The organism is Streptomyces sp. NPDC014891 (assembly GCF_043081085.1).
Taxonomy (GTDB): domain Bacteria; phylum Actinomycetota; class Actinomycetes; order Streptomycetales; family Streptomycetaceae; genus Streptomyces.
On record NZ_JBIBWF010000004.1, the window covers coordinates 23,243 to 50,075 of the forward strand.

At 71.2% G+C, this 26,833-nt stretch carries 22 protein-coding genes and 1 pseudogene; 15 read left to right on the forward strand and 8 right to left on the reverse strand.

The window, feature by feature from the left end; translation table 11 throughout:
• Positions 1 to 34: 34 nt before the first annotated feature.
• The gene (locus ACF09E_RS11970; RefSeq protein ID WP_392205046.1) at positions 35 to 2,494 is read right to left on the reverse strand and encodes a penicillin acylase family protein; all 2,460 of its coding nucleotides are present in this window, start codon (positions 2,492 to 2,494) and stop codon (positions 35 to 37) included.
• A 230-nt stretch (positions 2,495 to 2,724) separates the two neighbouring features.
• On the opposite strand from ACF09E_RS11970, the gene ACF09E_RS11975 reads away from it, so the two are divergent.
• From ACF09E_RS11975 to ACF09E_RS11990, 4 genes are all read left to right on the forward strand, one after another.
• Positions 2,725 to 4,293 (forward strand): peptidoglycan DD-metalloendopeptidase family protein, encoded by a 1,569-nt coding sequence (locus ACF09E_RS11975; protein WP_392205047.1) that lies wholly within the window; start codon positions 2,725 to 2,727, stop codon positions 4,291 to 4,293.
• A gap of 25 nt (positions 4,294 to 4,318) precedes the next feature.
• Positions 4,319 to 6,349: a family 43 glycosylhydrolase gene (locus ACF09E_RS11980; protein WP_392205048.1), complete on the forward strand. Its 2,031-nt coding sequence runs from the start codon at positions 4,319 to 4,321 to the stop codon at positions 6,347 to 6,349.
• A gap of 499 nt (positions 6,350 to 6,848) precedes the next feature.
• Positions 6,849 to 7,658, forward strand: a complete 810-nt coding sequence (locus tag ACF09E_RS11985) for a serine/threonine protein kinase (RefSeq protein ID WP_198955841.1) — start codon at positions 6,849 to 6,851, stop codon at positions 7,656 to 7,658.
• On the forward strand, positions 7,655 to 9,082 hold the full coding sequence (locus tag ACF09E_RS11990; RefSeq protein ID WP_392205049.1) for a serine/threonine-protein kinase: 1,428 nt from the start codon (positions 7,655 to 7,657) through the stop codon (positions 9,080 to 9,082). Before ACF09E_RS11985 ends, ACF09E_RS11990 begins: the two co-directional genes overlap by 4 nt.
• A 158-nt stretch (positions 9,083 to 9,240) precedes the next feature.
• On the opposite strand, the gene ACF09E_RS11995 is transcribed toward ACF09E_RS11990, so the two are convergent.
• A complete protein-coding gene (locus ACF09E_RS11995; protein WP_392205050.1) occupies positions 9,241 to 9,822 on the reverse strand; it encodes a Dps family protein in 582 nt (193 codons plus the stop codon).
• Between the two features lie 281 nt (positions 9,823 to 10,103).
• Between ACF09E_RS11995 and ACF09E_RS12000 the strand changes: the two genes are divergently transcribed.
• A complete protein-coding gene (locus ACF09E_RS12000) occupies positions 10,104 to 10,703 on the forward strand; it encodes a DUF6058 family natural product biosynthesis protein (protein ID WP_392205051.1) in 600 nt (199 codons plus the stop codon).
• Between the two features lie 147 nt (positions 10,704 to 10,850).
• Here the strand turns inward: ACF09E_RS12000 and tkt are convergent, their stop codons facing one another.
• Entirely contained in the window at positions 10,851 to 13,064 is a 2,214-nt protein-coding gene (tkt, locus tag ACF09E_RS12005; protein WP_392205052.1) for a transketolase, read from the reverse strand.
• 115 nt (positions 13,065 to 13,179) lie between these two features.
• On the reverse strand, positions 13,180 to 14,820 hold the full coding sequence (gene tal / locus ACF09E_RS12010) for a transaldolase (RefSeq protein ID WP_392205053.1): 1,641 nt from the start codon (positions 14,818 to 14,820) through the stop codon (positions 13,180 to 13,182).
• Positions 14,821 to 15,734: 914 nt separating this feature from the next.
• Here tal and ACF09E_RS12015 point away from each other — a divergent pair.
• Positions 15,735 to 16,115, forward strand: a complete 381-nt coding sequence (locus tag ACF09E_RS12015) for an STAS domain-containing protein (protein WP_392205054.1) — start codon at positions 15,735 to 15,737, stop codon at positions 16,113 to 16,115.
• Positions 16,116 to 16,353: 238 nt separating this feature from the next.
• Positions 16,354 to 16,488, forward strand: a complete 135-nt coding sequence (locus ACF09E_RS12020; protein ID WP_392205055.1) for a hypothetical protein — start codon at positions 16,354 to 16,356, stop codon at positions 16,486 to 16,488.
• A gap of 168 nt (positions 16,489 to 16,656) precedes the next feature.
• Here ACF09E_RS12020 and ACF09E_RS12025 read toward each other — a convergent pair whose 3' ends face one another.
• Positions 16,657 to 16,986: an STAS domain-containing protein gene (locus tag ACF09E_RS12025; protein ID WP_392205056.1), complete on the reverse strand. Its 330-nt coding sequence runs from the start codon at positions 16,984 to 16,986 to the stop codon at positions 16,657 to 16,659.
• Positions 16,987 to 17,461: 475 nt separating this feature from the next.
• Entirely contained in the window at positions 17,462 to 18,583 is a 1,122-nt protein-coding gene (locus ACF09E_RS12030) for a hypothetical protein (protein WP_392205057.1), read from the reverse strand.
• A gap of 666 nt (positions 18,584 to 19,249) precedes the next feature.
• Here ACF09E_RS12030 and ACF09E_RS12035 point away from each other — a divergent pair.
• From ACF09E_RS12035 to ACF09E_RS12055, 5 genes and pseudogenes are all read left to right on the forward strand, one after another.
• Positions 19,250 to 19,390, forward strand: coding sequence for a hypothetical protein (locus ACF09E_RS12035; RefSeq protein ID WP_392205058.1), 141 nt, complete (start codon positions 19,250 to 19,252; stop codon positions 19,388 to 19,390).
• A gap of 417 nt (positions 19,391 to 19,807) precedes the next feature.
• Entirely contained in the window at positions 19,808 to 20,209 is a 402-nt protein-coding gene (locus tag ACF09E_RS12040; RefSeq protein ID WP_392205059.1) for a hypothetical protein, read from the forward strand.
• Between the two features lie 606 nt (positions 20,210 to 20,815).
• Positions 20,816 to 21,838 carry a DNA topoisomerase IB gene (locus ACF09E_RS12045; RefSeq protein WP_392205060.1) on the forward strand — a complete coding sequence of 341 codons (1,023 nt, stop codon included), beginning with the start codon at positions 20,816 to 20,818 and terminating at the stop codon, positions 21,836 to 21,838.
• Positions 21,839 to 21,840: 2 nt separating this feature from the next.
• Positions 21,841 to 22,120 (forward strand): annotated as a pseudogene (locus ACF09E_RS12050) (hypothetical protein); the annotation flags it as partial.
• A 411-nt stretch (positions 22,121 to 22,531) separates the two neighbouring features.
• Positions 22,532 to 22,705, forward strand: coding sequence for a CsbD family protein (locus ACF09E_RS12055; RefSeq protein WP_383429246.1), 174 nt, complete (start codon positions 22,532 to 22,534; stop codon positions 22,703 to 22,705).
• 245 nt (positions 22,706 to 22,950) lie between these two features.
• Here the strand turns inward: ACF09E_RS12055 and ACF09E_RS12060 are convergent, their stop codons facing one another.
• Both ACF09E_RS12060 and ACF09E_RS12065 read right to left on the reverse strand, forming a co-directional pair.
• A complete protein-coding gene (locus tag ACF09E_RS12060; RefSeq protein ID WP_392205061.1) occupies positions 22,951 to 24,054 on the reverse strand; it encodes an SRPBCC family protein in 1,104 nt (367 codons plus the stop codon).
• Between the two features lie 3 nt (positions 24,055 to 24,057).
• Entirely contained in the window at positions 24,058 to 25,047 is a 990-nt protein-coding gene (locus ACF09E_RS12065; RefSeq protein ID WP_392205062.1) for a histone protein, read from the reverse strand.
• A gap of 198 nt (positions 25,048 to 25,245) precedes the next feature.
• Here ACF09E_RS12065 and ACF09E_RS12070 point away from each other — a divergent pair, with 198 nt between their 5' ends.
• From ACF09E_RS12070 to ACF09E_RS12080, 3 genes are read left to right on the forward strand one after another with little or no spacing between them, the layout of a single operon-like run.
• Entirely contained in the window at positions 25,246 to 25,608 is a 363-nt protein-coding gene (locus tag ACF09E_RS12070; RefSeq protein WP_392205063.1) for a gas vesicle protein, read from the forward strand.
• A gap of 28 nt (positions 25,609 to 25,636) precedes the next feature.
• Positions 25,637 to 26,101: a gas vesicle structural protein GvpA gene (locus ACF09E_RS12075; protein WP_392205064.1), complete on the forward strand. Its 465-nt coding sequence runs from the start codon at positions 25,637 to 25,639 to the stop codon at positions 26,099 to 26,101.
• A gap of 3 nt (positions 26,102 to 26,104) precedes the next feature.
• Positions 26,105 to 26,821, forward strand: coding sequence for a GvpL/GvpF family gas vesicle protein (locus ACF09E_RS12080; RefSeq protein WP_392205065.1), 717 nt, complete (start codon positions 26,105 to 26,107; stop codon positions 26,819 to 26,821).
• Positions 26,822 to 26,833 lie beyond the last annotated feature (12 nt).

The following is a 26,833-nucleotide window of genomic DNA, read 5'->3' on the forward strand; positions in this document are numbered from 1 at the left end:
TGCTCTGTCTGCGCTTGGGATGTCGTGCGTCGGATCAGTCGAGGACCTTGACCACCAGGGCCGGTGAGGCCGCGATCTGTTCCTCGGTGAACCGCTCGGTCACCCACTGGCCGGCCGAGAAGAGCCTGGTCTGGTCGGCGTGGTGCGGCGAGTTGGGGTCGGCCGACTGGGAGTAGGCCAGGACGGAGCGGGCCTGCGGCGGCCCTTCGGCGGTGAACCGGACCTGCTGGATGAAGCTGGACCCGAAGACGACGTCCGTCTTTCCATCGGCCTGGCCCATGGTGATCACGTTGAGTACGCCCAGTTCGCCGATCATCCCGTGGATCGGGATCTGCTCGCCGCCGCGGGTGACCCTCTGTACGTCCGAGAGCGGCGCGTTCAACGGAATGCCCGCCTTGCGCATCGCGAGGACGGCCCGGCCGAACGCGTCGCGGACGGCGGAGCTGCCGGAGTCCAGCGAATTCGGTGTGTGCACCGGGTCCTTGGGGTCGAAGGGGACCCGCCAGGGGAGCTTCTCGATGCCCTGTCCGCCTTGCAGGGAGGCCCAGTAGTTCGCGAACAGCAGGGAACCCCGGCTGTCCGCCGTGTAGTCGTGGCTCTTCCAGGCGGCCAGGATCGGGCACGCCTCGCTCACGTTGACCAGCGTGCCGTCCACGAGGATGAGCCCGAAGGGCACGCTCTTGCACATCGCCACGGTGGCGTCGAGGGCGAGGTCGGCCGCTCGGCTGTTGTCGGCGAACAGCAGCTTCCCCATGGTCTCCGGGGTGAAGCCCCTGCCCGGCAGCCCGTCCGTGCCGTCGATCCGCTTCCGGGCGGTCAGGATGAGCTCCTGGGTGCGCAGTGAGCGGGGTGCCTGGGCGTCGCCCATCACCCGGGGGAAGGTCAGCGGCTGGTCGGGGTTGGCCAGCCAGGCGCTGTCGTTGGCGTTGCCCACGAAGTCGTCCCGGATCAGGCGGGGTTGCTTGCGCGGGTCGAGGAGTCCCGGCGCGACCGCGTTCGGGTCGTCGGGCCAGTCGCACGCGCTCCGCTTGCCGTCGAAGATGGAGATCGGCGGCACGTTCGGCAGCCTCAGGGGCTGGTTGAAGAGGAGTTGGCCGGTCATCGTGAGGCACGACTGGGCGTGCGCGTCGGTGATGTTCGCGGTGGCCTGGATGTCCGCGTACAGCGCCTTGCCCTTGCGGTCCGCGGCGATCGTGTTGAAGAAGGGGACGCCCTGCGTGGTCTCCAGGGTGTCGACGACGTCTTCGACGTCCTTGGCCTGGTCGAGACGGAACCAGGTGTTCAGCGCCCGCAGGTTGTTCATGTTGACGTCGCGCACGGCGTGCGCGCTGACCACCCAGGGCAGCGGCACCCCCTGCATCGACGTGGTGACGGGGCCGTACCGGGTGGACCACAGGGTCCGGGTGACCTTGCCGAGGGAGCCGTCCGGCTTCCGTACGTCGACGGTGACCTGCTGCGAGGTCATCTGTTCCCAGACGCCGTCGACGAGGTACTTGGTGGGGTTGAGCGGATCCACCTGGACGTCGAAGAGCCCGAACGGGGCGACCGTGGCGACCGTGTGGCTCCAGGCGACGTCGTCGTTGTACCCGATGTTCACCGCGGGGAGTCCCAGGAGGCTCGCCCCGGAGACGTTGACCTTGCCCGGGATGGTGAGATGGCTCTGCCACATCCGGTTCTTGCCCTGCCACGGGAAGTGCGGGTTGGCCAGCAGCATGCCGGTGCCGCCGGAGACGCCCTGCGAGCCGACGGCCAGCGCGTTGCTGCCCATGCTCTGCTGCCGGCTCACCGCCAGCGCGGAACTGATCTTCGCCGCGATCTCCCGGGGCGAGGACGCGGGTTTCGCGGGGGCGGACGCCGCCCCCGGCGGCGCGGCGTCGACCTGGCCGTCGAGGAGCGCGTCGGCGCTGCCCATGATGATCTCGGCGTGCGCGTGCCGGTAGACGTCGAGTTCCGTGATCGGCCGCACCCAGGCGGCGCCCCGGCAGGCCGGGTCGGTGAGGGCGTCGACGCCCGTCTCGGACAGGAACCGGTTGTATCCCTGGACGTAGCCCCGGATGGCCTCCTTGACCTCGGGCTCCGGGCCGTCGGGGGCGGGCTGTGCGATCAGCCGCTCCACCACCCCGTCGTCCTTGATCCGCTGGAAGTACAGGTCGCTCTTGAGATTGGTGGTGGTGTTCTGGTTCTGGCCGGGGCTCGCCCGGCCGTCGGGCCCCAGATATCGGGACCTCTGGGCGTTGACCATCAGATAGGTGTCGGCCAGGGTGCAGATGTTGTCCCTGGCCGCCGCGTATCCGTAGCCGGTGCCCAGGCCCTCCCAGTCCGAGGCGATGATGTGCGGGATGCCGTACTCGGTGTACCGGATGGTCGGCCTGTCCGGTCCTGCCGCCGCCGGCCGCGTGGCGGCCGTGGAGCCCGTGGCGGCCATCGTGCTCATCACCGCGACGGCGGCCGCCACCGCCACCGGCAGCCTCGCTCTTGCTCGCGTCCGTGCCATCGGCCCGTCCTCCCCTTCGTACCGCTCCTCGTGCGAACGCGGTCAGGCTAGGAAGGGGCGATGAAATCCCGATGATGGAACGCCGCCGGCGGGCGGTCCCGTACCCGAGGCGGGGCCGGCTGTCACTCCGTAACCTTCCGGGGTCTCGGGGCCGTCGGGGCGTTGCTACGTTCCCTACCGCCCGCTCGCGCCACCCGGTCAGCGGCCCGCGCCCCCTGGAGGAGCTTCCTGTGCTTCGTGGACTTTCCCGCCGCGCGGTGAGCTCCGTGCTCGCGGCGTCGGCCGCCCTGCTGCTGCCGGCCCTGGTGCCCACGTCCCCGGCCGCGGCGCGGACCACCGCTTCCACCGCGTCCGTCCGATCCACCGCTCCAGCCGTTCCGGTCGCATCGGCCGCCTCCACCGTGGCGTGCCCGGCCGCCGGGCCGGTGTCGCAGCACTTCCACTCCGGCCACAACGGCGTCGACATCGCCAACGGGGTGGGGACGCCGATCCACGCCGTGTCCGACGGCGAGGTGACCATCTCCGGGTACGAGCCGGGCTACGGCCAGTGGATCCGGATCCAGCAGCCCGACGGGCGGATCTCCGAGTACGGGCACATGTCCCGGCGGGACGTCTTCGCCGGCGACCGTGTCGTGGCCGGCCAGCAGATCGCCCTGATGGGTTCGGAGGGGAACTCCACCGGCCCCCATCTGCATCTGCGGATCTGGGGGGACTCGTCCGCCTCCTACGGCGTCGACCCCGAGGTCTATCTCGCCGAACGCGGCGTCGTGCTGCCCTGTACCCCGGGCACGGGGCCGCGGCCGAAGCCCCTCGTGTATCCGTCGGAGTCGGGCCGGGTCGTGTCGGCACGGTCGGCGGACGGGCGTCTGGAGGTGTTCGCGGCCGGGACCGACGGCATCCACCACGCCTGGCAGCGGGAGGTCAACGGCGACTGGTCGCCCTGGGAGTCGCTGGGCGGTCCCGCCGACGCCGAGCTCGCGCTCGCGCCCAACGCCGACGGCCGGCTGGAGCTGTTCGCGCTCAACGGGACCACCTTCCAGCACCGTTGGCAGCTGAGCCCGTCCGGCGGCTGGTCGCACTGGGAGGGCTTCGGCGAGGGCGGCCGGGACACCGCGGCCGGGGTCAACGCGGACGGCCGCATCGAGGTCTACGCCTCCGGCCCGGTCGGGCTGTTCCACCGGTATCAGCTCGCCCCCGACGGCGGCTGGTCGGGCTGGGAGTCCACGGGCGGCGGCCCCGCCGACAGCCGGGTGGAGATGGGGAAGGCTCCCGACGGACGCCTTGAGGTCTTCGCCCTCAACGGCAGCACCTTCCAGCACCGCTACCAGACCGCGCCCAGCGGCGGCTGGTCCGCGTGGGGTGCGTTCGGCGAGGGCGGTCACGACCTGACCGTCGATCACAATGCCGACGGCCGCCTGGAGGTCTTCGCCTCGGGTCCGGTCGGCGTGTTCCACCGGTACCAGACCGGGCCCTCCGGCTGGTCGGGCTGGGAACGCACCGGCGGACCGGCCGACGCGCAGCTCACCAGCGAACGCACTCCCGACGGCCGCGTCGAGGTCTTCGCCATGAACGGCACCACCGCCATGCACAGCTGGCAGACCGCCGTCAACGCCCCCTACAGCGACTGGGCCCCCTTCGGCTCCGGCGGTACGGAGGTCACCGCCGCCTCCAACGCCGACGGCCGGATCGAGGTCTTCGGGACCAATCCCTCCGGAACCTTCCACATCTGGCAGACCGGGTTCTCCAGCTGGTCCCGCTGGGAGTGGCTGGGCGGCTCCCCCGGCCCCGGCCAGGGCTGACCACTCACGCGGAGGGATCAGATCCGTGTTTCCGATCAGCAGACGGAGTGTGCTGCGGGGTGCGGCCGGAGCCGGGGCGCTGCCCCTGCTCGGTCTCTCCCCGGCCGTCGCCGCGCCCACCGGTGACGCCCCGGCGCCCTCGTGGGTCGGCGCGGGCCCCTTCGCGTACGTCCACGACCCGTCGACCCCCGCCGGCCCGCGCTATCTCAACGACCACACGCTGATCAGGGCGCGGGGACGCTGGCACGTCTTCGGCATCGTCGGCGCCAGCGCGCCGCGCGGCGAGGCGCCGGACAGCTCGGCGGAGATCTCCTTCGCCCACGCCTCCGCCCCGAGCCCGCTGGGTCCGTGGACCGCTCACGCCGACGCCCTCACCGTCGATCCGTCCTACTTCGGCGAGGAGCACCTGTGGGCGCCGCACGTCATCGAGGCCGACGGCACGTTCTGGATGTTCTACGCCGCGGGCGGCGCGAGCGGGGCGGCCGTCAACCTGGCCACGTCGACCGATCTGTTCACCTGGACCCGGGTACCGTCCGGCCCGCTGTTCCGGGGCCTCGCGGCGCGTGACCCGATGGTGCTGCGGGTGGGGGACGAGTGGGTCATGTACTACACGGAGCTCTCCGGTCCGGGCGGGCACCACGTCGTCGCCCACCGGCGGTCCGCCGACCTGACGCACTGGAGCGAGCCGGGCGTCGTCTTCACCGACGCGAGCACGGACGCGACCGTCTCGGTCACCGAGTCTCCGTTCGTCGTCCGGCGGGACGGCTGGTACTACCTGTTCATCGGCCCGCGGGGCGGCTACGAGGGGACCGACGTACTGGCGTCGCGGGACCCCTTCCGCTTCGAACTCGCCGGGTACGCGGGGCATGTGGCCGGTCACGCCGTCGAGGTCGTCGACGACAGGGGCACCTGGTACGCGAGCGCGGCCGGCTGGTTCCGCAACGGACTGTTCCTCGCGCCGCTCCAGTGGCGCGACACTCCGGTCCCGTGGCAGAGCCCCGACCACCCGATGGCCGGGCTCGACGTGCACGGCCGCCTCACGCTGTTCGCGCTCGACGCCGCCGACCGCTCGATGCTGCGGCGCGTCCAGCTCGACCCGTACGGCGACGGCTGGTCGGAGTGGGAGCCGTTCGGCGGCCCGGCGGGCGCGGTTCCCTCGCTCGGCCGCGACACCGACGGGAGGCTGGAGGTGTTCTCGATCGCCCCGGGCGGCACCCACCTGAATCGCCGCGTGCAGCGCCCGGACGGCGGGTGGAACGACTGGGAGGGGTTCGGCGGCCCGGCCGGCGCCGCGCCCGCCGTCGTCCGTGACGCGGCCGGCCGGCTGGAGGTCTTCGCCCTGAGCCCGGGCGGCGCGTCCTTCGCACGGCGCCGGCAGCGGTCGCCCGGGGCACTGGCCTGGGACCCTTGGGAACCCGGCTTCGGTCCGGCGGCGGGCGCGCCACCGGTGGTCGCGGCGAACGCCGACGGCAGGCTCGAGGTGTTCGCCCTCGCGCCCGGCGGCGCCGGGATCGTCCACCGGTGGCAGGAGACCCCCGGCGGGCCGTGGACCCCGGCATGGCACCCGTACGGCACGGCGGCGGGCTCCGCGCCCCGAGTGGCCGAGGACGGCAGCGGCCGGCTCGCGGTCGCCGCGATCGGGCCGTCGGGCGTCGGGACCTTCACCCGGCGGCAGACCGCGCCGAGCGGCGGCTGGGACGCGTGGCTGCCGATGTTCGGGTGGAGCGCCGCCGCCCCGGCGTTCGCCGCCAACGCCGACGGCCGTCTGGAGGCGTTCTCGCTCGCTCCGGGCGGCGCCCGGCTGAGTCACCGCTGGCAGCTCGCTCCGGGCGGTGACTGGGGCCCCGAGCGGGAGTTCGGCGAGCCCGGCGTCCGGCTCGTCGCCACCCCCACGGCCGTACGCGACCCGGCCGGGCGGCTGCACGTCTTCGCCGTGACCGCCGCGGGGCGGATCCGGACCCGTGTCCAGGAGCGGCCGAGCGGCGGGTGGCGGCCGTGGGCCTCCTTCGGCGAGCGTGCGGTGGCGCCGCTGGTGTCGCATGCTCCCGCCCTGTGAGCGGAGCGTACGGATCTCGCCACGTGAACGGTGACACAGGCCGCCCCCGGACGCCTGTGAGGGCCCCGGCCCCGGATTCCGCCCGCCGTTCACGGTGACCTTGCCCACCTTGTACGGCCCCGTGCCCTGTGGCGGCGGCCGGCCCCGGCCCGGCCGGTCCGCCGCCCAGGCGAACCGCGGACACGGCCCTTCTCCCGCTCTCCCCGGTGCACGCTCCACCTCCCGACTGCTCGGCGGAGGACCGGAAACAGTCCCACATGGCGGCTCATTTCACGGCGCCGACATGATCTGGGCCCGGCGAGAAGGTCCCCGACGGTCCGCGTCGCGCGGAGCCACGGGGCGAGCGGCTCCGGGGCGCCCCGCGCACCGTCGTGGCGGGCGGCTCCGGCCGCCGGGCGGCCCGTCCGGAAGAGGTGGCCAAAGTACGACGGTGAACTCTCCCTACGGATGAGTATCGTTCGGCTCGTCCGAGAGTACGGCCGGGGGAACGGGGGAACGGGTGAGCGGCGTAGTCGTCCATCTGCCGCGAGGTACGGGAGGCGCCGACGGCGGCGAGCCGGGCGGGGACGCGGTGACGCTCCGGCTCGGCCCGGGCGAGGTGGCCCGCTTCGGACGGGGCTCCGCCGCGGTCCCCGTCGAGCTGGTCCTGGACGACCCGGCGATCTCGCGGCTCGCCGGGGAGATCCGGGTGACCCAGGACCACTGGCAGCTGACGAACTACAGCGCCGGCCACAGCTATCTGGTGGAGAACCCGGAGGGCGCGGGCGAGTACCTGAGGATTCCGCCGCGCCGGGTCGGGGCGCCCATCCCGTTCGAGTTCTCCCGGGTGGTGCTGCCCACCCGGGGTGACGCCACCGTCTCCTTCCAGGTGTTCGCCCCCGACCATGTGTTCCTCGACCCGGAGGCCATGGACGTCCCCTGGGGGAACAGCACGGTGACCGCGTACTCCCTGGACGAGACGGCCACGTACTTCCTCGTTCTCGTCGCGCTCTGCGAGCCGCGTCTGCGGGACCAGTCCCGGGTCGCGGTGCCCACGACCCCGCAGATCGTCGAGCGGCTCAGGGAGCACGTCACGTGCGGCACGCTGACCGCTCGGGCGGTCAGTTCGCACATCGACTACCTGGCCGAGGAGAAGCTGCGCATCGCGGGCCCCGCCACCGGGGAGTCCGGCAAGGGGGACCGCCGCAACGGCAAGCGGGAGGAGATCGTCGGGCTCGCCCTGCGGTTCGGGCTCGTGCGTGAGGAGCACCTCGCGCTGCTGCCGCCCCTGACGGGGGCCGGCGGGCGGGAGCGGCAGGGCGCGTCGTGACCTCCCCGGGTGTCCCGGGAGGGATCGCGGGGCACGACCGTACGGACGAACTCCCGCCCGGCTACCGGGTGGGAGGCTGGGTGGTCTCCGAACTGATCGGGTCCGGGGGATGGTCCACCGTCTACGCGGCGCGGCCGGCCGAGGGGCCCGCGGGCCGGTCCGCCGCCGACCCCGCGGGCGCGCCCGCGGGCCCCGCCGAGGTCGCGCTCAAGATCATGCCGACCGCGGGACTCGCGCCCCGGCAGGCGCGCAGGATCATGGAGTCCGCCCGCCGCGAGGTCGAGCTCGGGAGCAGGGTCGGGCATCCCCGGCTGATCGGTCTCCTCGGCTCGTTCGTGCTCGCGGCGCCCGACCGGCCTGCCGTGGACGGCGCGATCGTGCTCGTGATGGAACGGGCCTCCGGCAGCCTGCGGGAGCTCCTCGACGCGGGGGTGCCCGAGGCGGACCGGGGACCGCTGATCGCGGGAATCTGCGAGGGGCTCGCGCATCTCCACCGGTCGGGCTGGGTCCACGCCGACCTCAAGCCGGAGAACGTCCTGCTGGGCGCCGACCGCTCGGTGAAGCTGTCGGACTTCGGCCTCGCGACCGAGCTGACGGGGACCCACGGGTACGCCCCGCCGATGGGCACCCTGGACTATCTGCCGCCCGAGCGCTGGCGGGCGCCCCTCGGCGAACTCGGCGTCCGGATCAGGCCGACCGCGGACATCTGGGCCCTGGGCATCGTCGTGCACGAGGTGTTCTCGTCGGGCGGTTCGCCGTTCTCCGGCGCGACGCCGGTGGCGCGGGGTGCCGCGGTCCAGGAGTACGGCGAGGGGCGGGCGCCGCTGCGGATGGACCACGCGGTGCCGCCGTTCTGGCGGGAGCTGGCCGCCGACTGTCTCGCCCCGACCCACGAGGCGCGGGCGCCGCACAGCGCCGAGAGCCTGCTCGCCCGCATCGCCGGCCGTCAGGAGGCGCCCGCCGGGGGGCGTCAGCGGGTCCGGGCACGCGCCGCCGTCCTCGCGACCGCGATGTGCGGGGTCGCCGCCGCGACCCTGTGCTCGGACGCGGTGCGGCCGGTCGGGTCCGTGCCGCCCGGCGTCGTGGGCTCGACGGCCGGCACGGTCCGGGTGTTCAACGCGGAGCGGAGCTGCCGCGAGCGGGTCGACCGGCACCCCGGGTGCAGTCTGGGGCTGGCGATCGATCCCGTACGGCCGTACACGGCGGACAACGTCGTGCCGACCAGGGTGTGGCACGGCGATGTGCTCGCCGCCGACTGCCAGGTCCCCGACGGGCAGCCCATCGTCGACGAGGAGGCCCGGTGGTCCACCCGCTGGTTCCGCGTCCGGCTCCCTTCCGGGTCCGGTCCCCGGGTGGCCTGGCTGCCCGCCGTGCGCACCAGGGAGCGGCCGGCGCTGCCGGAGTGCCCGCGCCCGCCGGTCTGAGCGGGAGGTGCGAGGATGCGTGTACCCCCGGGAGGGCTGCTTCCCGGGGGTACGCGAGGGTGTGCTCCGCTGGGGTGGGGTACGTCTCATGACGGGCGCCGTCGGCCACCTCGTCTGTCACCCGGCGGCAGTGCCCGAGAACGGCCGGCACTTTGCGGTCATGCGCCCTCGGCCGATGCGCGGACGGCCTGGCCGGCGGCTTCGCTGAGCGTGTGCGCACCAGAGGTGCTGAGGCGGCCGCTGCCGCTCTCCAGATGGGCGCGGACGAACCACTGGAACTGCTCCAGCTTCGCCAGCTGCCCGATCAGCATGTCCTCCGTCACCGGGTCGATGTCGCCGGCCGTCTTCATGGCGGCTCGATGGTCTTCGATGACGCCGGTGTACACCAGGTCCAGTGCGCCGAGGTGTGCGACGGCGTCGGCGCGTCCCACTTCGTAGTCGTCCCAGGTGCGCCCCGCGACGAGGGCGCCCGGGGTGCCGATCGGGACCCCGCCGAGGGCGGCCATGCGCTCCGCCATGGCGTCGGCCATCTCCCGCACGGCGTCCACCTGCGGGTCGATCATCTCGTGCACGGCGATGAAATGCGGGCCGACGACGTTCCAGTGGACGTGCTTCAGGGTGAGGGCCAGATCGTTGAGAGCGTGCAGCCGTCCCTGCAGGGCGTCCACGACCCGCTCGGCCTCCACCGGGTCCAGTCCGGGCACGGTGTGCGGTGCGGGGGCCTGAGTGGCGTCAGTCATGAGCGGACTCCTCTTGATCACTGTCGTTCCGATGCTGTGTCTCCCGGGCGGGCCATGCGGCCCGCCCCTGTTTCATCCCCTGCCCCACCAGACAGAACGCACACCCCCCGGCTCTCGCCATCACCCCGGACGATGTGCGCGACTGAGGTGATCAGCAGCAGATGGGGCCTCGTGCCGTCGTGATCTCGTCGATGGTTCGGTGAGTGCCGAACCATCCCGCCGGTAGCGTCCCGAGTCCTGTGCGGGAGATGCCCGCGCTGGTAGACGCCGGAGGCGACCCCATGCCGGAGACAGTCCTGAAGCAGCAGCTCGCCGAGCGGTACCGCGAAGTCAACGGCGACCACCCGATGACGGATGACGATGACGCATATGTCAGCGCGCAGTTCGTCTCCCTGGAGGAGCTGTGCGCAGCCCATGGCCGCGATGCCGATGCGGCCCGTCGGCTGATGCTGGGGCAGCATCTGCCGCTTCCGGGGTATCTGCGCTCCGACGGTGCTGAGATGGTGCCGGCCGACCTGTTCGCTCTCGCCGACGAAGCCGGTGGCGTAGAGCTGCTGGAAGCGTGGTTCACCGCTCACTGGGCAGACCCGGCTTCCGGGAAGGCGGAGTGGCATGCGTATCTCAGCGGACAGTACGTGTGCCTGCACTCGGTGACCCCCGCCGCCATCCAGCGCAAGGACTACCTGACAACCGCGATCAGCGCCGCGGCGAACGAGCCAGACGCCGTTACGACACAGTGGTCTGAGCGGCTGCACGCGCTCATCGACGAACTCGACATACTGGAACCGGAGTTCACGGCCTACGACCGACTCCGGTTCGGCGGACCCACGTCCCGGGACACGTGTATCGACGCCCCGCGCGCCCGCTTCCCGCGCCCGTGATCCGGATCCCAGGACGGCACCGTCGTCATCATCGTCGCAGGGGCATTCCTGGTGCTGAGAGCGGGGCCGGCGGCGGTGCCCGCGCGGGCACGGCTCGGGGTCTGGTGCGGTGTGGGTGGCTTCTTTCCAGGTGGTGGCGGCAGTCGGTCAGGGGCGGTCGCCGGTGCCTCCAGTGGTGGGGGTGGATGTCTGCTGTCGTCCGCCCGGCCGCGGCGCACGTCGTGTGTCGGTGATGCTGTCCCGGGCGGCCTGGGCGACAGCTGCCGCGGTGATGCCGAACTCGTCGTAGAGGCGCTGGTAGGCGGCGGAGGCTCCGTAGTGTTCCAGGCTGACGATGCGGCCGGCATCGCCGACCATCTCGCGCCAGCTCTGCCCGACGGCCGCCTCGACGCTGACCCGGGCGCGCACGTCGGGCGGCAGGACGTGGTCCTGGTAGTCCTCAGGCTGTTCGGCGAACCACTCGCGGCACGGCATCGACACCACGCGCACCGACAGGCCTTCGTGCGTCAGCAGATCGGCTGCGTCCAGGCAGACGTGTACTTCGGATCCGGTGGCGATCAGGATGACCTCCGGTGTTGCGTGGTCGTCCGGGTCGGTCAGTACATATGCGCCGCGGCGCGCCCCGGCGGCGGGTGCGTACCGGCCGCTGTCGCGGTCCAGGACGGGAAGGTTCTGTCGGGACAGCACCAGCCCGGCGGGGCGGTCCTGGTGTTCGAGGATGGCCTGCCAGCAGGCGGTGGTCTCGTTGGCGTCGGCAGGGCGTACGACGTCGAGGCCGGGGATGGCGCGCAGGGCGGCGAGGTGCTCGACGGGCTGGTGGGTGGGTCCGTCCTCCCCCAGGCCGATGGAGTCGTGGGTCCAGATGTAGGTGGCGGGCAGCCGCATCAGCGCCGCCAGGCGGACCGCGGGGCGCATGTAGTCGGAGAACGTCAGGAAGGTGCCGCCGTAGGGGCGGGTCAGACTCTGCAGCGCGATGCCGTTGAGGATGGCGCCCATGGCGTGCTCGCGGATGCCGAAGTGCAGGGTCCGGCCGTAGGGACCGCCCTTCCATGTCTTGGTCTGCCGGTCGACCGGTATGAAGGAGGGCTCGCCGTCCATGGTGGTGTTGTTGCTGCCTGCCAGGTCCGCCGAGCCGCCCCACAGCTCCGGTAGCACCGGGGCGAGCGCGCTGAGCACCGCGCCCGAGGCGGCGCGGGTGGCCATGCCCTTCTCTGCGCCGGCGGGGAAGGAGGGAAGTGCGTCATGCCAGTCGTGGGGCAGTTCCTGCTTCTGCAGCCGGTCGAGCAGCGCGGCCCGGTCCGGATGCTCGCGCTGCCAGGCGGTGAACCGCTCGTCCCAGTCGGCGCGAGCCCGTCGCCCCCGGTCGACGACCTGTCGGGTGTGGGCCAGTACGTGGTCCTCGACGGTGAAGTGTGCTTCGGGATCGAAGCCGAGCAGCCGTTTCGTGGCCGCTACCTCCTCCTCGCCCAGAGCGGCGCCGTGCGCCTTGCCGGTGTTCTGCTTGGTCGGGGCCGGCCAGCCGATCACGGTGCGCAGCATGATGAGCGACGGTCGGCCGGTCTCCTCCCGGGCCGTCCGGGTCGCCGCGAGGAGGGCGTCGACGTCTTCGACGTACGTGCCGTCGGCTGTCCAGTCCACGGTCTGTACGTGCCAGCCGTAGGCGGCGAAGCGTGCGGGGACGTCCTCGCTGAAGGAGACGTCGGTGTCGTCCTCGATCGAGATGTCGTTGGAGTCGTAGTAGACGATGAGGTCGCCCAGTTCCTGGTGGCCGGCCAGGGACGCGGCCTCGGCGGTGACGCCCTCCATGAGGTCGCCGTCGGACGCCACGACGTAGACGTGGTGGTCGAAGGGGCTGTTGCCAGGTGCGGCATCGGGGTCGAGCAGTCCGCGCTCGCGCCGTGCCGCCATGGCCATGCCGACCGCTCCGGCCAGGCCTTGGCCGAGCGGGCCGGTGGTGATCTCCACGCCGCGGGTGTGCCGGTGTTCCGGGTGGCCCGGGGTGGCCGAGCCCCAGGTGCGGTACGCCTCCAGGTCGGGCTTCTCGAGTCCGTACCCGGCCAGGTACAGCTGGATGTACAGGGTGAGGCTGGAATGGCCGCAGGACAGCACGAAGCGGTCCCGGCCCAGCCACTGGTCGTCGGTCGGATCGTGCCGCATGACGTTCTGGAACAGCAGGTACGCCAGCGGGGCCAGGCTCATGGCGGTCCCCGGGTGCCCGTTGCCGGCCCGCTGGACCGCGTCGGCCGCCAAGAGTCGTGCGGTGTCCACCGCGCGCACGTCCACGGCGTCCCACGCGGCGCTCTCGGCCACCGGATACGCCAGGGACCTGGCGCCCTGTGCTTCGCCGGACTGCTCGCTCATCAGGCTGTCCCTTCGTCGTGCGGACGGACCGGGCCGACGGGCCGCCCGCGGTTGGTGGATGATGCGCCCCGGCGGCTGAGACGTGTGGTCCTGGCGGCCGCCCTCGATCGCGCCTTCACGTGGCGTTATCCGCTGATCCCAGTGTCCGGGCCGCCGCTGCGGCGCGAACCTCTTCCAGCGCGGCGCTCTGCTGCGCGGCGCGGTCCAGCAGCGTGTCGAGGTCCTCGGTGTGGAGCCGGCTGTCCGTGGCGGCCAAGGCGCGCAGCGTGCGCCAGCAGGCCGCCTTGCCTTGGACACCGGTCAGCATCGCTTCCGCTTCCAGGACGTCGCTGAGCGGGGAGCGGGTGAGCAGGTGTCCGTTGGTCTTCAGTCGGCCCGCCTTCTCCGCCAGCCAGCCCGCGACCGTCTTGGAGTGGCTGGTGGAGACGCCCAGATCCGTCATGATCCGGGCCAGTGCGCTCCTGTCCTGGTCGATCTGGTCCGCGAGCCCGGCGAGCGTACGGCCGTCCTGCGAGCCCTTGCGGGCGTCCGCGGCCCGCCTGAACAGCTCCAGGCCGCCGGTGGCCGCGGCGTAGTGATCGCCCAGGTAGATCGCCAGCAGGTCAGCGCTCTCGGAGCCGGCGACCGCCGTGTCGGGCTTCGCGCGCATCTCGCGGGCCACGGACTCGCCCAGCTCGCTCCAGCTCGCCTCGAACTTGGCCAGTCCCTCGCGCTCCAACGTGTCGGTGACGTCACGGAAGTCGACGCCGACCCGCTCCAGTGCGGCGAAGTGGTCCTTGGCGGCTGTGAAGTCCTCGACGGTGGGCGGGTGCACGGGCACGGTTCCGTGGTCGGCGAACGCGGCCAGCGTCCCGCGGGGCATGGTGTTGACCGTGCCTGCGATCACGAGCTCGCTGACGTACATCGTGTCGGGCCGGGCCGGGTCCTTGACGCCGGTGGACGCCCACAACGGGCGCTGGGTACGGGCACCCGCCGCGGCGAGGCGCTGCCACCTCGGGTCGACGAGGAGTTGTTCGTAGGCCTGGAACGCGAGGCGCGCGTTGGCGACTCCGGCCCTGCCCTTGAGCGCCGAGGCCTCCGGGGTACCGACGGCTTCGAGTCGGCGATCGACCTCGACATCAACGCGGGAGACGAAGAACGAGGCCACCGAGTGGATGTCCGCCACCTCGTGGCCGTTGGCCTGAGCCTGCTCCAGGCCCCGCAGGTACGCGTGCACCACGTCGCGGTAGCGGTCCAGGGAGAAGATCAGTGTGACATTGACGCTGATGCCTTCGGCGGTGACCGCGGTGATCGCTTCCAGCCCTGCCCGGGTGGCGGGAATCTTGATGAAGAGGTTCGGCTGGTCGACCGTCTCCCAGAGCCGGTGGGCCATGGCAACGGTGGAATGGGAGTCATGGGCGAGGCGGGGGTCGACCTCGATGGACACCCGGCCGTCGATCCCCGCACTCCTTTCGTACACGGGGAGCAGTTCCTCACAGGCATCGCGGACATCGTCGGTGGTCAGGGCGAAGACCGCCTCGTCGACGCTGTCTCCTGCCCGGCCCAGGCCCCGGAGCTGCTCGTCGTAGCGGTCTCCCTTCGACAGGGCCGAGGCGAAGATCGTGGGATTCGTGGTGACTCCCACGACGTGCTGGTCCGCGATCAGCTTCCTCAGCTCCCGGCCTGCGAGAAGCTCCCGGGACAGATCGTCGAGCCAGACCGACACTCCGGCCGCGGACAGGGCAGCGAGCGGGCTGGTCTGAGCGGAGAGAGACATACAGGACCTCCATAGCGGTACGGCGCCGCACACGCTGGGGCTCGACTTCGCCTGATGGCGGACTGCCGGCGGCGGCACTCGCACGGTGGTTCTCTGGTCGCCTGCCCGGATCGCCCAGTAACAAGCGCAATACCCCGAAGAACCGGTCTTGCATGATTCCGTGCCTGTCTCGGGGGCGGTGAGCTGGGCGAGGGCGTCAGTGACGGTGCGCGGCTCGCTAGGGGCCCGGGTCGGCGTCGGCGCATCGTGCGGGCCTGGGATGCGGCCCGGTCTCCTGCCTTGGGGCACGGGGCGCCGAGCGGCTTCAGGAGTGCTGAGAGCAGCGGGGTGTCGGTGACGTTCGGGCGGGGTCCAAGTGAAGGCGTATCGTGAGGAGTACCGAAGGCCAGTGGACGCGCAGGTCAAGCGCTTCATTCCAACCGCGGAGGGTTGGTGTTTCCGCTGGTCGAACGGCCGGGAACCCCTCCCTGGCTCAGGTCGTTGACGTCCCTTGTGACGGCCCCCGTCACAACGTGAATCCGACCCGTTCCCGGCCGTGCTCCCCCACCCCTGTGGTGAGGCCATGGTGCGCTGCCGGTCTGGTGAAAGCAGCCCTGCATGTCTGTGGAGCACGTCATCGAAGGCCGAGTCTTGGCACTGAGCCTTCCCCCGGATCTCGACGTCACCGGCCGAGCCGCCGCTGTACAGCACGCACAGCGTCTGCTTCTCTCCCACCGGCCCCTGGGTGTGCGCCTGCATCTGGCGGCCGGCCCAGCCAGTGGTGCCTCGCTCAGCGTGCTCGCGCGGATGCGCCGGCTGTGCGAGGGGCTCGGGATCGCCCTCGCCGTCACCGACCGGCCTTGGCGCTCCTACGCCTCACCTACGAGGAGTGCCGGGGTTCTGGGTCCCGACGTGATAAGAGGTGTGTCCTCGTGATGAACGACAGCCACTCCCCGGTGGACGTGCTGCACGCCTCCTCCGGCGGAGGGCATATCTACAGCGCGCCGGGCGGGGCGAGCGTCTATCGGCGGGCCACCGGGCTCGACGGCACCGCGGAGCTGGTGGCGGCCGGCGAGTTCGACATGGACAGTGTCGGATGCCTGCACCGCGCCCTGGCCGACGCCGGCGCGGATGACGCCACCAGCGTCCGGCTCGACGTCTCGGGCGTCGTCTTCGGCGACACCTCCGTCATCCACGCCCTCCTTCGCGCCCGACAGGGCCTGGGGCGACTCGCCCTCGTCGGCCCCGTCCCGCCCCAGCTGCGCCAACTCTTCGACCTCACGGGCACCACGCCTCTGTTCCCCGTCGAAGCGTGAAACGAATGCCACCGGATCAGATGGGGGTTTCAGAGCATTCACCGCGTTCGCGTTCCTGCGACGGTCGCGGCCCCGGATGCGACCACCAGCGGCACTTCCGCTCGTACGTGGGACAGCAGAGGGCGCCGTCTGCGCCTGACCGGAGTGACACCCGCGACAGAGCGCCTGCGGGCGTGGCCTGGGGATCCCCGCCGACCTCCCACCTACACACCGGGAGGGGGCCGGCCAGGGAGGAGACATGACGTTCTGCCTGCTGGTCCTCGTCCCCAGCATCCTGGCGATCTCCCTCCTCCCTGCCCACTCCCCCACGCGCCACAGACGCCCCCGCCGCGCGGTGTGCCTGGACCCGGCAAGAAGTGGCGTCCCCGGCTGACGCCTCGCGGCGTGCAACCGGCCCCCTTCACCCTGGTCGCCCAGTCCGGCCCAACAGGCGTTGGGCCGGGCCGGGGCGTGTGGTCGTCTTCGCAGCTGTCCTCCGGGCCGGGTCCAGCCGCCGCGAGCGTTCGCGCCGCGGCCTACCTCGGCTTCGTCCGTGGAGGCTCTACCCGCGTGCGAGCGTGCCCGCAGGCAGGAGGAGGGCGTCGGCGCCGGTCAGGGTGAGCACCCGCATCGTTCCTTCCCGCACGCCGGTGAGCACGAGTCGGTTCCCGCCGTCAGCGAGGCGAAGGCGCAGCTGGAGCAGGAGGTTGAGGCCCGAGGAGTCCATGAAGGTCACCTGGGACATGTCGATGCACAGCGGTGCGCTGTCGGCCAGGGAGGCGCGGCCTATGGCCTCCTCGAGGGCGGGGCAGGACGTGAGGTCCATCTCTCCGGCCACTGTGATGGTGGTGGCGTCGGAGTCTTCGTGGGTGGTGAGGATCAGATCGCTCATGGTTCGCCCCTCTCATCAGGGTCGAGCCCGATGCACCCCGGCTGCGGGGTGCCAGGAGCGTGACGTGAGGTCACGCGCAGACCAGCAAGACCACCCGAACCGCGTCCCGGCCCTCTGCTGAGAGCCTGCGCGAGCGGCTCGGGGTCTCCTACCAGACCAGGCTGGTGTCCTGCGACCATCCCACACCACCCCCTGCTGCTGAAAGTCCGCTGCCCACACGGCAGTCCACGGCAGGACACGAGTACCGCCCACCTGTCGTCCGCCCGTCCCGGTACCGCCGCGGGGAGGGCCTCTGAGGAGATCCATGTCTCAGAGCCGGCTGCCGGGGCGGTCCAAGATGTTGGTCCTCCCGTCCGACGACGGCGGAATCGGCTGCCACCCTGCGACCACACACTCATCGCCCGGGCGCGATCAGCTTCGGCTGGTCACCCTCTTGAGCGCCGAGGCAGCGATCCGCGCGCCACACCTGAGGCTGTCACGCGATCGCGGCGATGATGTGGAGATGAGAGCGGACGTCGGCGATGAGGCGGGAAGCGTCCGTGAGCAACGTCCCCTGGATAGTGGGCGCGGCCTGATCCACATGCGGTTGCTGCAGATGGCGCAGGTGTTCGCCGACGACGTCGAAGAGTTCCTCCAGGCGCCGGGAGTCGGTCCGGTCGGACTGCCCTATCTCCTCCAGGACGTCTGACACGCGATGCAGGAACTCCGCGTACTCGGAACGGAACAACGGCGGCACGGACTGGATGTGACCGTCTGCCAGAGCGTATTCCAGGGTGCGCGTCATGGACTGCAGGTGGTCAAGTGAGCGTTGAATGATGGTCAGCGCCTCGCGGGCCCGCGGCATGGCTTCATCGCGGGGGTCGACGGTGCGACGCGGATTGAGTAGGGAGTTCTCCGTCTCCGCGTCCACCTCACCGTGCAGGCGGTCGCACGTCGACGCCAGCCGCCGCCACTCTCCGCGCAGGCGTCCCACTGCGTCCACGTCTCCGTCTCCCGTGCCCGACGCGTCGGCAAGCAAGCGTATGGCGGCGGAGACGTCCTGGCAGACGGCGGCGACCGACGCCTGATGGCGGCGGGTGTGCCGGGCGGGGGCGAGGAGAAGATGGGCGCCGATTCCGCAGGCGGCACCGATCGCGACCGATGCGGTGAGGTGGCCGATGTAGTCGAGGCGTCCTCCCCCGGCGGAGAAGGCGAAGAGCCCGACTACGGCGACCTGCGCGCCCTGGCTTCCGAAGGGGCGGAATCTGCCGACGGCCAGGCCCAGCAGCATCAGAGAGGCGAACGCCCACCAGTGGATGCCGGCCCAGGCCGCCAGGCCGGCGGCCAGGACGGCGCCTGCGGTCATGGCCATCAGGTACCGGGCACACTCGCGTACCGACCGGTAGACCGTTGCCTGCAGCACGACCAGAACGGTGAAGGGTGCGAAGGTCGTCACGGCCGCGGGCAGCAGGTGTCGGGCGAGTATCCAGGCCGTCGTGGCTGCTCCCACGCTCTTCGCCCCCAGCACGAGATCGTCTCGCTCCGGCCCGGGAGAACGCAGTCCCCTGCCCACGCGCCCCACCACGGCTGCGATGGCGTTCCCCGCTCTGTGCAGCATCGTCTTTCCCCTCTCTCCCACGCCCCCTATCGCGCACTTGACGACCGCCGCGCCCGGCCGGGCTGTCCCGTCCCGGCCCCGCCTGACCGCCCGGCCGTTCACGTGCATCGGCGTACGCCGTGGGGCGGCGCGACATTCGCAAGCCCCCGGACGGGCACCGGCAGAAGTAAGGGATGGGTGTGAGTCAGCTGTCGGGCGTTCCAGGGCCGCAGGCCGACGGCCCGCTCCTCATCGGGTGCGGGCCGTTCCTCCACCCCAGAGGCTGCCGGAGGGGGGAGGTCGGCAGGCTCTGCACTTCCGAGCGCCCCAAGCGCTCGCGACCCGCATGCCCCACAGACTCAAGCCCACACGTGGGCAACGCAGCGCATTCCAGACACCACCAGCCCCTCCGTCCTGGTCTACGCAGCCCTCGACGGCCGGCGTCGGCAGGTGGTCGAACACGGCCGGAGCCTCACGACCACGCCCTGGCCCTCGCGGACGACGTCCGCTCCCGGATCGCGGGCATCGGCGGCATCCGCGTGCACAGCCGCGAGGACTTCTGCGGCCCCGGCAAGGCCAGCGACCTCGACCCGCTCCAGATCATCATGGACATCGGCGCCTGGCAGGTCACCGGCTACCGGGCCGCCGACTGGCTGCGGACCGGCCGGACTGCGCCTAAAACAGGCGATGCTTCCCCGGGATGCGTTCTTCGGGCCGACCGAGCAGGTGGACTCCGCAGCTGCCGCAGGCCGGATCGCCGCGGAAATGATCACGCCCTACCCGCCGTGGATCCCCTCCGTCCTGCCGGGGGAGCGTCTGACCAGCTAAGTCTTCGCCTATCTGCGCACCGGTGCGCAGGCCGGGATGGTCGTTCCCGACGCCGTCGACCCGCAGGCCACGAGCGTCCGGGTCCTGCACGAGGGCTGATATCGGGGGTTGCACGGCGGCCCGGCGGGCAGAGGCCTGAACGGAGGCGATCACCATGGGCCGAACAGCGTGCCTCGTTCTCGATCTGCACAGCTACGAACCCGAGGAAGTCGATCTCGTACCGCCCGTGCGAGAGGCGCTGCCAAGTGTCTGCACACTGCTGAAGAAGGCCGGTGTCGGCAAGCAGGTCCGTGGGTTGAGGGCCTCGCCCCCGGGGCAGTACGCCGAAGGCCGGCATCCCTTCACAGCCGGAGCTTCGGCGCGTGCAGCGGCTCCGCGCCGCGTCCTGCTCCACCTCTCACCGGCCACGGAGCTCCCATGAACAGCCCGGTCATTCAACTCGCAGACAGCTGCCCGGAGGCGTTTCGTCGGGTGAAGGAGCACCGGGACGTGAACACCGTCGTGCTGAGGCTCACCGGCAGCACGCTGGACGTGGAGGCCGAGGCGAACTGGACACCAGAGGAACTGATCGCCAATCTCCCGCCCGACCAGGCGCGGCTGCTCGTCCACGAAGTCCCTTACGCGACGCAGGCCGGTGCCCGTCGGCACGCACATCTCCTCATCTGGTGGATGCCTCCCACCGCCGTCGAGGACGAGGCCGCCTACGCCCCCGCTTACGACATCCTGAAAACACAGTGCACCGACGTGCCTGTCCACCTGATCGCACGCATCTCCACACAGCTGGCCTACCCGCGGCTCGTCGCACTCGCCGACAACTGAGCACCGCTGAAAACGCACGCGCCTGCGACGTTCCGGCCCGCCCGTAGCATCGCTCGGACCACGCGGCCTCAACGGCCGCTCGCCGCCACAAGCCGATGCCCGCGTCGGCGGCCGAGCTGGACGCGCGCGTGCCGCAGGCGGTGGGTGAACCGAAGTGCCGCTGCACTCTCCGTGCGGGCGGGGGCACGCTCACTCACGGGTGTGACGACCGAGTGGTGGCTGCCGGTGATCTGGAGCAGGAGACGCAGGCCCGAGTGGAGCCCCCGCAAGCACCCCACCTCCCCCGTCACCGCATGTCTCCTCTCCTGTATGGCGCCCGAGACGACGATCAGTGCCTCCGGGCATCGCGGGCCCTGATCCTTGAACTGGAAAGTAGTCGGGTGAACCGGCCATACCGGGGCATAGGCCCACCATGAACGACAGGGAAGAGTGGAAGCCGGGCGAGATCGTGACGCAGAGCGGGATCTACGCATGCGATTGCGGCAGAGAGCATCTGTGGAGCAAGAGCACCGATGTGCGAGGGCATCGGTTCCCCCCGCTCCCCTACGACTGCACGGGGCAGGCGTGGGTCCTGCGTACGCAGGCCCACCCTGACGAGGACTGAGGGTGCGGCTGCGGACCAGCGATCCGAGCAAGCCGGGATGGAGTCGTGTGCGCCACGGCCGCGGGTTTCGCTACCTGGGCACGGACGGCGAGCCCCTGCCTCCGGACGCTCGTGACCGCGTACGCGCCCTGGTCATTCCTCCGGCCTGGGAGGACGTCTGGGTCTGTCCCTGGCCGAACGGTCACATCCAGGCGGTGGGAACGGACGCCGCGGGCCGGCGCCAGTACCTCTACCACCCCGCATTCCGCGAGCGGCAGGACGCCGCCAAGCACGAGCACGTCCGGCGCGTCGCCCGTTCGCTGCCACGTTTGAGGCAGCAGGTGGACAGCGACATCTCCGGGCGCGGACTGTCCCGGGCCCGTGTTCTGGCCTGCCTGACCCGCCTCCTGGATCTGGGATTCCTCCGTGTCGGCGGAGACGGTTACGCGCGCGACAACGGCAGCTTCGGCCTGACGACCCTGCTGAGGGAACACGCCGACTGCCGAGGCGGGGAGATCCATCTGCACTTCCCGGCCAAGTCCGGAAAGGAGGTCACGCGCGCGCTCGTGGACGATCAGGCGTACAAGGTGGTCCGTGCGCTGCTGCGGCGCGGTAATTCGGACGCGAGGCTCTTCGTGTACTGGGAGCGCGCGAAGTGGCACGAGCTCCACGGCGACGACCTCAACGCCTACCTGCGGGACGGGTCGGGGCAGGATGTGACGGCGAAGGACTTCAGGACCTGGTACGCGACCGTTCTGGCCGCGGTGGCTCTGGCCGTGTCCGACAACACCACCGATGCCTCCGCCGCCCGCCGCAGCAGGGTCGTCTCGCGCGCCGTGCGCGAGGTCAGCGGGTACTTGGGCAATACGCCGGCGGTGTGCCGGGCGTCGTACATCGATCCGCGCGTCATCGAGCTCTACGACCAGGGAGAGACCATCGCGGCGGCCCTGGGCGAGCTGGGCAGGGACGGCGTCTTCGGCCACCCCGCCACCCATGGCCGCGTGGAACACGCCGTTCTGCAGCTTATCGGTTCGGCGGGTCCGTGACGACGTCCGAGGGTCGCGCCAAGGAGATGGCCTCACGGATGGTGAACAAGGAACGCGCGCGCTCGCGAGGGAGCAAGACCGCGAGCCGCAGCTCCACCCCGGGGCAAGTCCGCCTCGCAGCGCGGAGGCGAGAGGTCCGGCGGCGGCCGCGGCTCATCGTCGCGCGGCGGTGAGAAGTCCGGCGCCCGCGGCTCATCGTCGGATCGCACCAAGGACGACCTCGACCTAGAGGCCAGGCAGCGCGGCATCGGGGGACGCTCGACCATAAGGAAGCAGCAGCTCAAGAACCGCCCTCGGTCACTGACGCCGCACGCAGGGGAAGAGGCCGTGCCTGACGCGGTGGTGATCGGCGCGGGCCCCAACGGTCTGGTGGCCGCGAATGCTCGGGCAGAGCCACGGCTTCCCGGTCCCCGCAGGCGCAGGCGCGCTCACCGGCGCGCTGACGAACCGCCTGCAGCGCCGGCCTGCAGCGCTGCGGCGAGCGGGTCGCCGCCGTCACCCTGCGATCCGACACCGCGACCGGGGGTCACCACCGCGAGCGGCGAGAACGTCGGCGCCCGCCGCGCGGTCCTGGCCGACACCTCGGCACCTGCCCTTGTTCGTCGACGGCCCCGCATGGAGGCCCGGATCCGGGGCAGTGGCCACTCGGCGCCCCGACCTGGGACGCGCACTCCGCGCGAGAAGGTGAGCGACATGGCCGGAGGGAAGAAAGCCAAGAACGCGGCCAAGACGGCCAAGGGCAAGGTGAAGGAGACCACGGGCAAGGTCGTCGGCAACGAGAGCCTGGAGATGAAGGGCCGCGCCGAACAGGCCGAGGGCGACGCCAAGCAGGCGGGACAGAAGGTCAAGGACGCGTTCAAGCGCTGATCCGCAGATCACGGCCCCGGCCTCGCACTGCCCGTCCGGTCGACCGACCGGACGGACGGCGGCACCCGCCGTGGTGGACGACCGGAGGAGCGGCCCACCTAGGCCGCTCCTTTCACGAGTCGGCAGCGCATCGGGGGCAGGTCCGGCCTACGCCGAGGGGAGCCCGTCACCTCCCGAAGCTCCCTCTACGGCCGACCGTCCGGGTCACCCACCCCGTAGAACGGGTGGCCCGGACGACCCGCGGCTCAACGCCCGCGCCGCCGGCCCCCGGCGGTCTCGCGCTCGTCGGCGTCGTCTTCCTCCTCTTCGTCCTCGTCGTCGGCGTAACCCTCGTCGTCCTCGTCGTACTCCTCGTCCGGCTCGCCCTCGTCGTACTCCTCGTCCGCGTCCTGCTCGTCCTCTTCGCCGGGCTCGTACCCGTCCTCGTCCTCTTCGTCCAGCCCGTCGTCCTCGTCGTCGGGGCGGTCCTCGCCCTCGACCTGCCCCTCGTCCTCCTCCTCGCCGTCCTCGTCGGCTGCGTTCTCCTCCTCCAGGGCCTCCTCGTGCGAGCGGACGACCTCGCCGTCGCGGATCTCCCCGCGCCAGCCCTCAGGTTCGTCGTCGGTCAGGGTGACGTGCCGGCGGAAGTGCTTCAGGTCCAGCCGCATCCGCCGGCCCTGGGCCCGCCAGAGGTTGCCCGTCTTCTCGAACAGGCCGGAAGGGTAGTACTCGACGGTGAGGAGGATGCGGGTCAGCGTGGGGCCCAGTTCGTGGAAGCTGACACAGCCCCGCGTCGAACCCTTGGCGCCCTCGGACGTCCAGACGATGCAGTCGTCGGGTACCTGTTCCTGGACCGTCGCCTTCCAGCTGCGGGTGGAGGGCCCCACCTTGACCTTCCAGTCGCTGCTCGTCTCGTCGCCCTGGGAGACGTTGCGGACGCCCTTCGTGAAGCCGCTGAAATCCTCGTACTGGGTCCAGTGGTTGTAGACGCGGCTGAGCGGCGCTCCGACGTCGATGGTCTCCACGATGCTGGTGATCTTCTGGCTGCCGCTCTTGCGTTTGCCCTTGCCCCCGCCGAACAGGTTCGACGCCGTTTCGGTGACCTTGTCCTTCAGCCCGCTCAAGGATTGGCCCACCACGGCCTTGACGGGGGAGTCGCCCTGGAGCAGCCGGCCGCCGATGTCGGTGAGCTTCCCGCCGTTCTCGGCCACGTCGTTCAGCTGGTCGGTGACGTCCCCCAGCTTGTCCGTCGCCTTGTCGGCCAGTTGACCGGTCTGTGCGGTGAGGAACTCGCCCAGTTCGCCGAACAGCCGGTCGAGTCCGGATTCCGACTTCTCGGAGCGGTCGCGGTCGCGGTCTTCGCTTGCCATGACCTACCTCCGCGACGCGGTCTTGCGCGTCGTCGTCTTCTTGGCCGCGGTCTTCTTGGCGGCGGACTTGCGTGCCGTGGCCTTCTTGGTGGCCGGTTTGCTCGCTGCCGCCTTCTTCGCGGCCGGCTTGCGAGCCGAGGACGTCTTCTTCGCCGCCGTCTTCCTGGCCGCGGCCGTCTTCTTCGCGGGGGCCGCCTTCTTCGCCGGTGCGGCCTTCTTCGCCGGGGCGCTCTTCTTGGCCGGTGCGGCCTTCTTGGCGGTGCTCCGGCTCGGCGCCGACCGCTTACCGGGCGCCTTCTTCGCCGTCGCCTTCTTGGCCGGTGCGGCCTTCTCGGCGCGGGAGGTCGATCCGCGTCCCGAGGCCGACGTCCGGGCGCGTGACCCGGTGGTTCCCGACCGCGAGCGGGAGGCGGTGCTCCCTCCGGAACGCGAGCGGGAGGACGTGCCGGACGACCGGCGCTTCCTCGGCGGCTCCGGCTCGGCCTCGGGTTCCTCCTCGTCCGCCTCTTCCTCGTCGTACTCGTCCTCCTCGGCCTCTTCGGGCTCCTCCGGTTCCTCCTCGTCCTCCTCCCACTCCTCGTCGTCGGCGTACTCGTCCTCGGGCTCCTCCTCGTCCTCCCACTCCTCGTCCGCGTCGTCGTACCGCTCGTCCTCGTCTTCCTCCTCGTCCCGACCGCCGCCGCTGCCGATCGCGAGAGTCCGCTCGTGCAGGGAGTCGGCGAGATCGGTGAGCTTGCGGTTGGCCGCGGCGCTCAGGGCCTGCCGTCCGGCGTTCAGCGCCTCACCCCGCAACTGCTCGCCCATCTCGGCGACCTGAGGTACTTCCTTGAGCTTGTTGAGCCCCTGCGTCACGAGCTGTCCCGGCTCCAGGCCGAAGCGCCGGCCGGCGAGATAGGTCGCCACGGTGAACGCGAGGCGAGCCTTCTTCGTCCGTCCCAGTACGTAACCGCCTGCCACCGCGGCCGCCAGGGCGATCTTGGTCGTGTCCTCCATGACCCCTGTCCCTTCACCGGGCGGCGCGACCGTTCCGCTGCTCGCGTGGAACGCCCAGGACCAAGCCGTACGACCGGCGAAGCCGCGCGGGGACGCCCCTCCGGGGCGGTGGGGAACGAGCCTGCCCTCCCGGGCATGGCGTTTATCCCTATAGCATGAAATTCTAGCCTTTAGTTGCTATTCGTCTCGCGGAGTGTCATGAGCCCGGTGGATCCGGATCGGCCTCGACGGGGAACCTCACGCCCCGCCGAAGAGCGACGATCTCCCACTCGGCGCAAGGCGGCGCCCAGCAGAGCGAAGTCCGTGGACGCGGGCTCGGCGATGGCGGCGGCTATCGAGCAACTCGCGAAACTGCTCGGAAGAAACCCCGAGTCCGTCTCCTCGCTCAAGCCCGTCGACACGGGGTGGGAGGCACAAGTGGAAGTGGTGGAACTGGAGCGGATCCCCGACACGACGAGCGTGCTGGCCAGCTACCGGGTCTCCCTGGACGAGGCGGGCGCGCTGATCTCCTTCGAACGAACCCGCCGCTACAGCCGCGGAATGATCGATCGGCCGTTCTGAACCCGGTGCGGCCGCGGAAGGAGGCACCATGACCATGGTGCCGCAGGGCGGCAGCGCCGTCAGCAGGGGCGGTGGCGCCTCCACGGGCAGCCTGTACGACGTCCTGGAGCTCATCCTCGATCGCGGCCTGGTGATCGACGTCTTCGTGCGCGTCTCCCTCGTCGGGATCGAGATCCTCAAGATCGACGCCAGGATCGTCGTCGCCAGCGTGGACACCTATCTGCGCTTCGCGGAGGCGTGCAACCGGCTCGACCTCGAAGCCGGCCGCAAGGCTCCCGCGCAGCTCCCCGAAGTCGTCGGCGGGATGATGGAGGGGGGAGCCCGCGGCAAGTCGAAGGGCGCGCTCACCGGAGCCGTCGAGGCCGTGACGGAGTCCCTGACCGGGAAGTCCCGCGACGACGAAGAACCGGACGAGGAGGAGGAAGAGGAGGAGTCCGCACCCCGACGCCGACGGCCCGCCTCCCGACGCACGACACGACGGGAGAAGGAGTGACCGATGGCTTTGTACGTCTACGCGATCACAGCGGACGACCACCCACTCGACCTGGACGGTCTGTCCGGCGTCGGTTCGGAACCCGCTCCCGTGCGCCCCGTCGCCTCCGGTCCGCTGTGCGCCGTGGTCAGCGACGTCGCCGAAACGATCCGTCCCAAGCGGCGCGACCTCTCGATCCACAACGAGGTGCAGGATCACCTCATGCGCGGCGGCCCCGTCCTGCCGCTCCAGTTCGGATACACGGCCCCCGACGAGTCGACCGTCGAGGAGGTGCTCCAGAAGGACGCCGAAGGCTTCCTGGCCAATCTCGAACGGCTCGGCGGATGTGCCGAGTACCACGTGCGCGCGTCACAAGACGAGGAAGTGCTCCTGCGGCAGATCCTGAGCGAGGACGACGAGGCCCGCGCGCTCAACGAACGCATGCGGAGCGGCGACATCGATCCACAACTCCCCTTGACACTTGGGGAACTGATTGCTCGTCAGGTCCAGGTCCGACAGGACGCCCTGGCATCCGGGCTGATCGAGGCCCTCGTACCGTTCGCCCGGGAGCACACCGTCCGGCGGGCGTCCGAGCCGGACTTCCTGAACTTCTCGCTGCTGGTCCCGGACGACCGCCGGGAGGAGTTCCTGATCGCCGAGGGCAACCTGGCCCGCGAGATCGGAGACGGCGTCGAGTTCCGGCTGAACGGCCCCCTGCCGCCGTACAGCTTCGTGGAGTGACCGGGCAGGGCG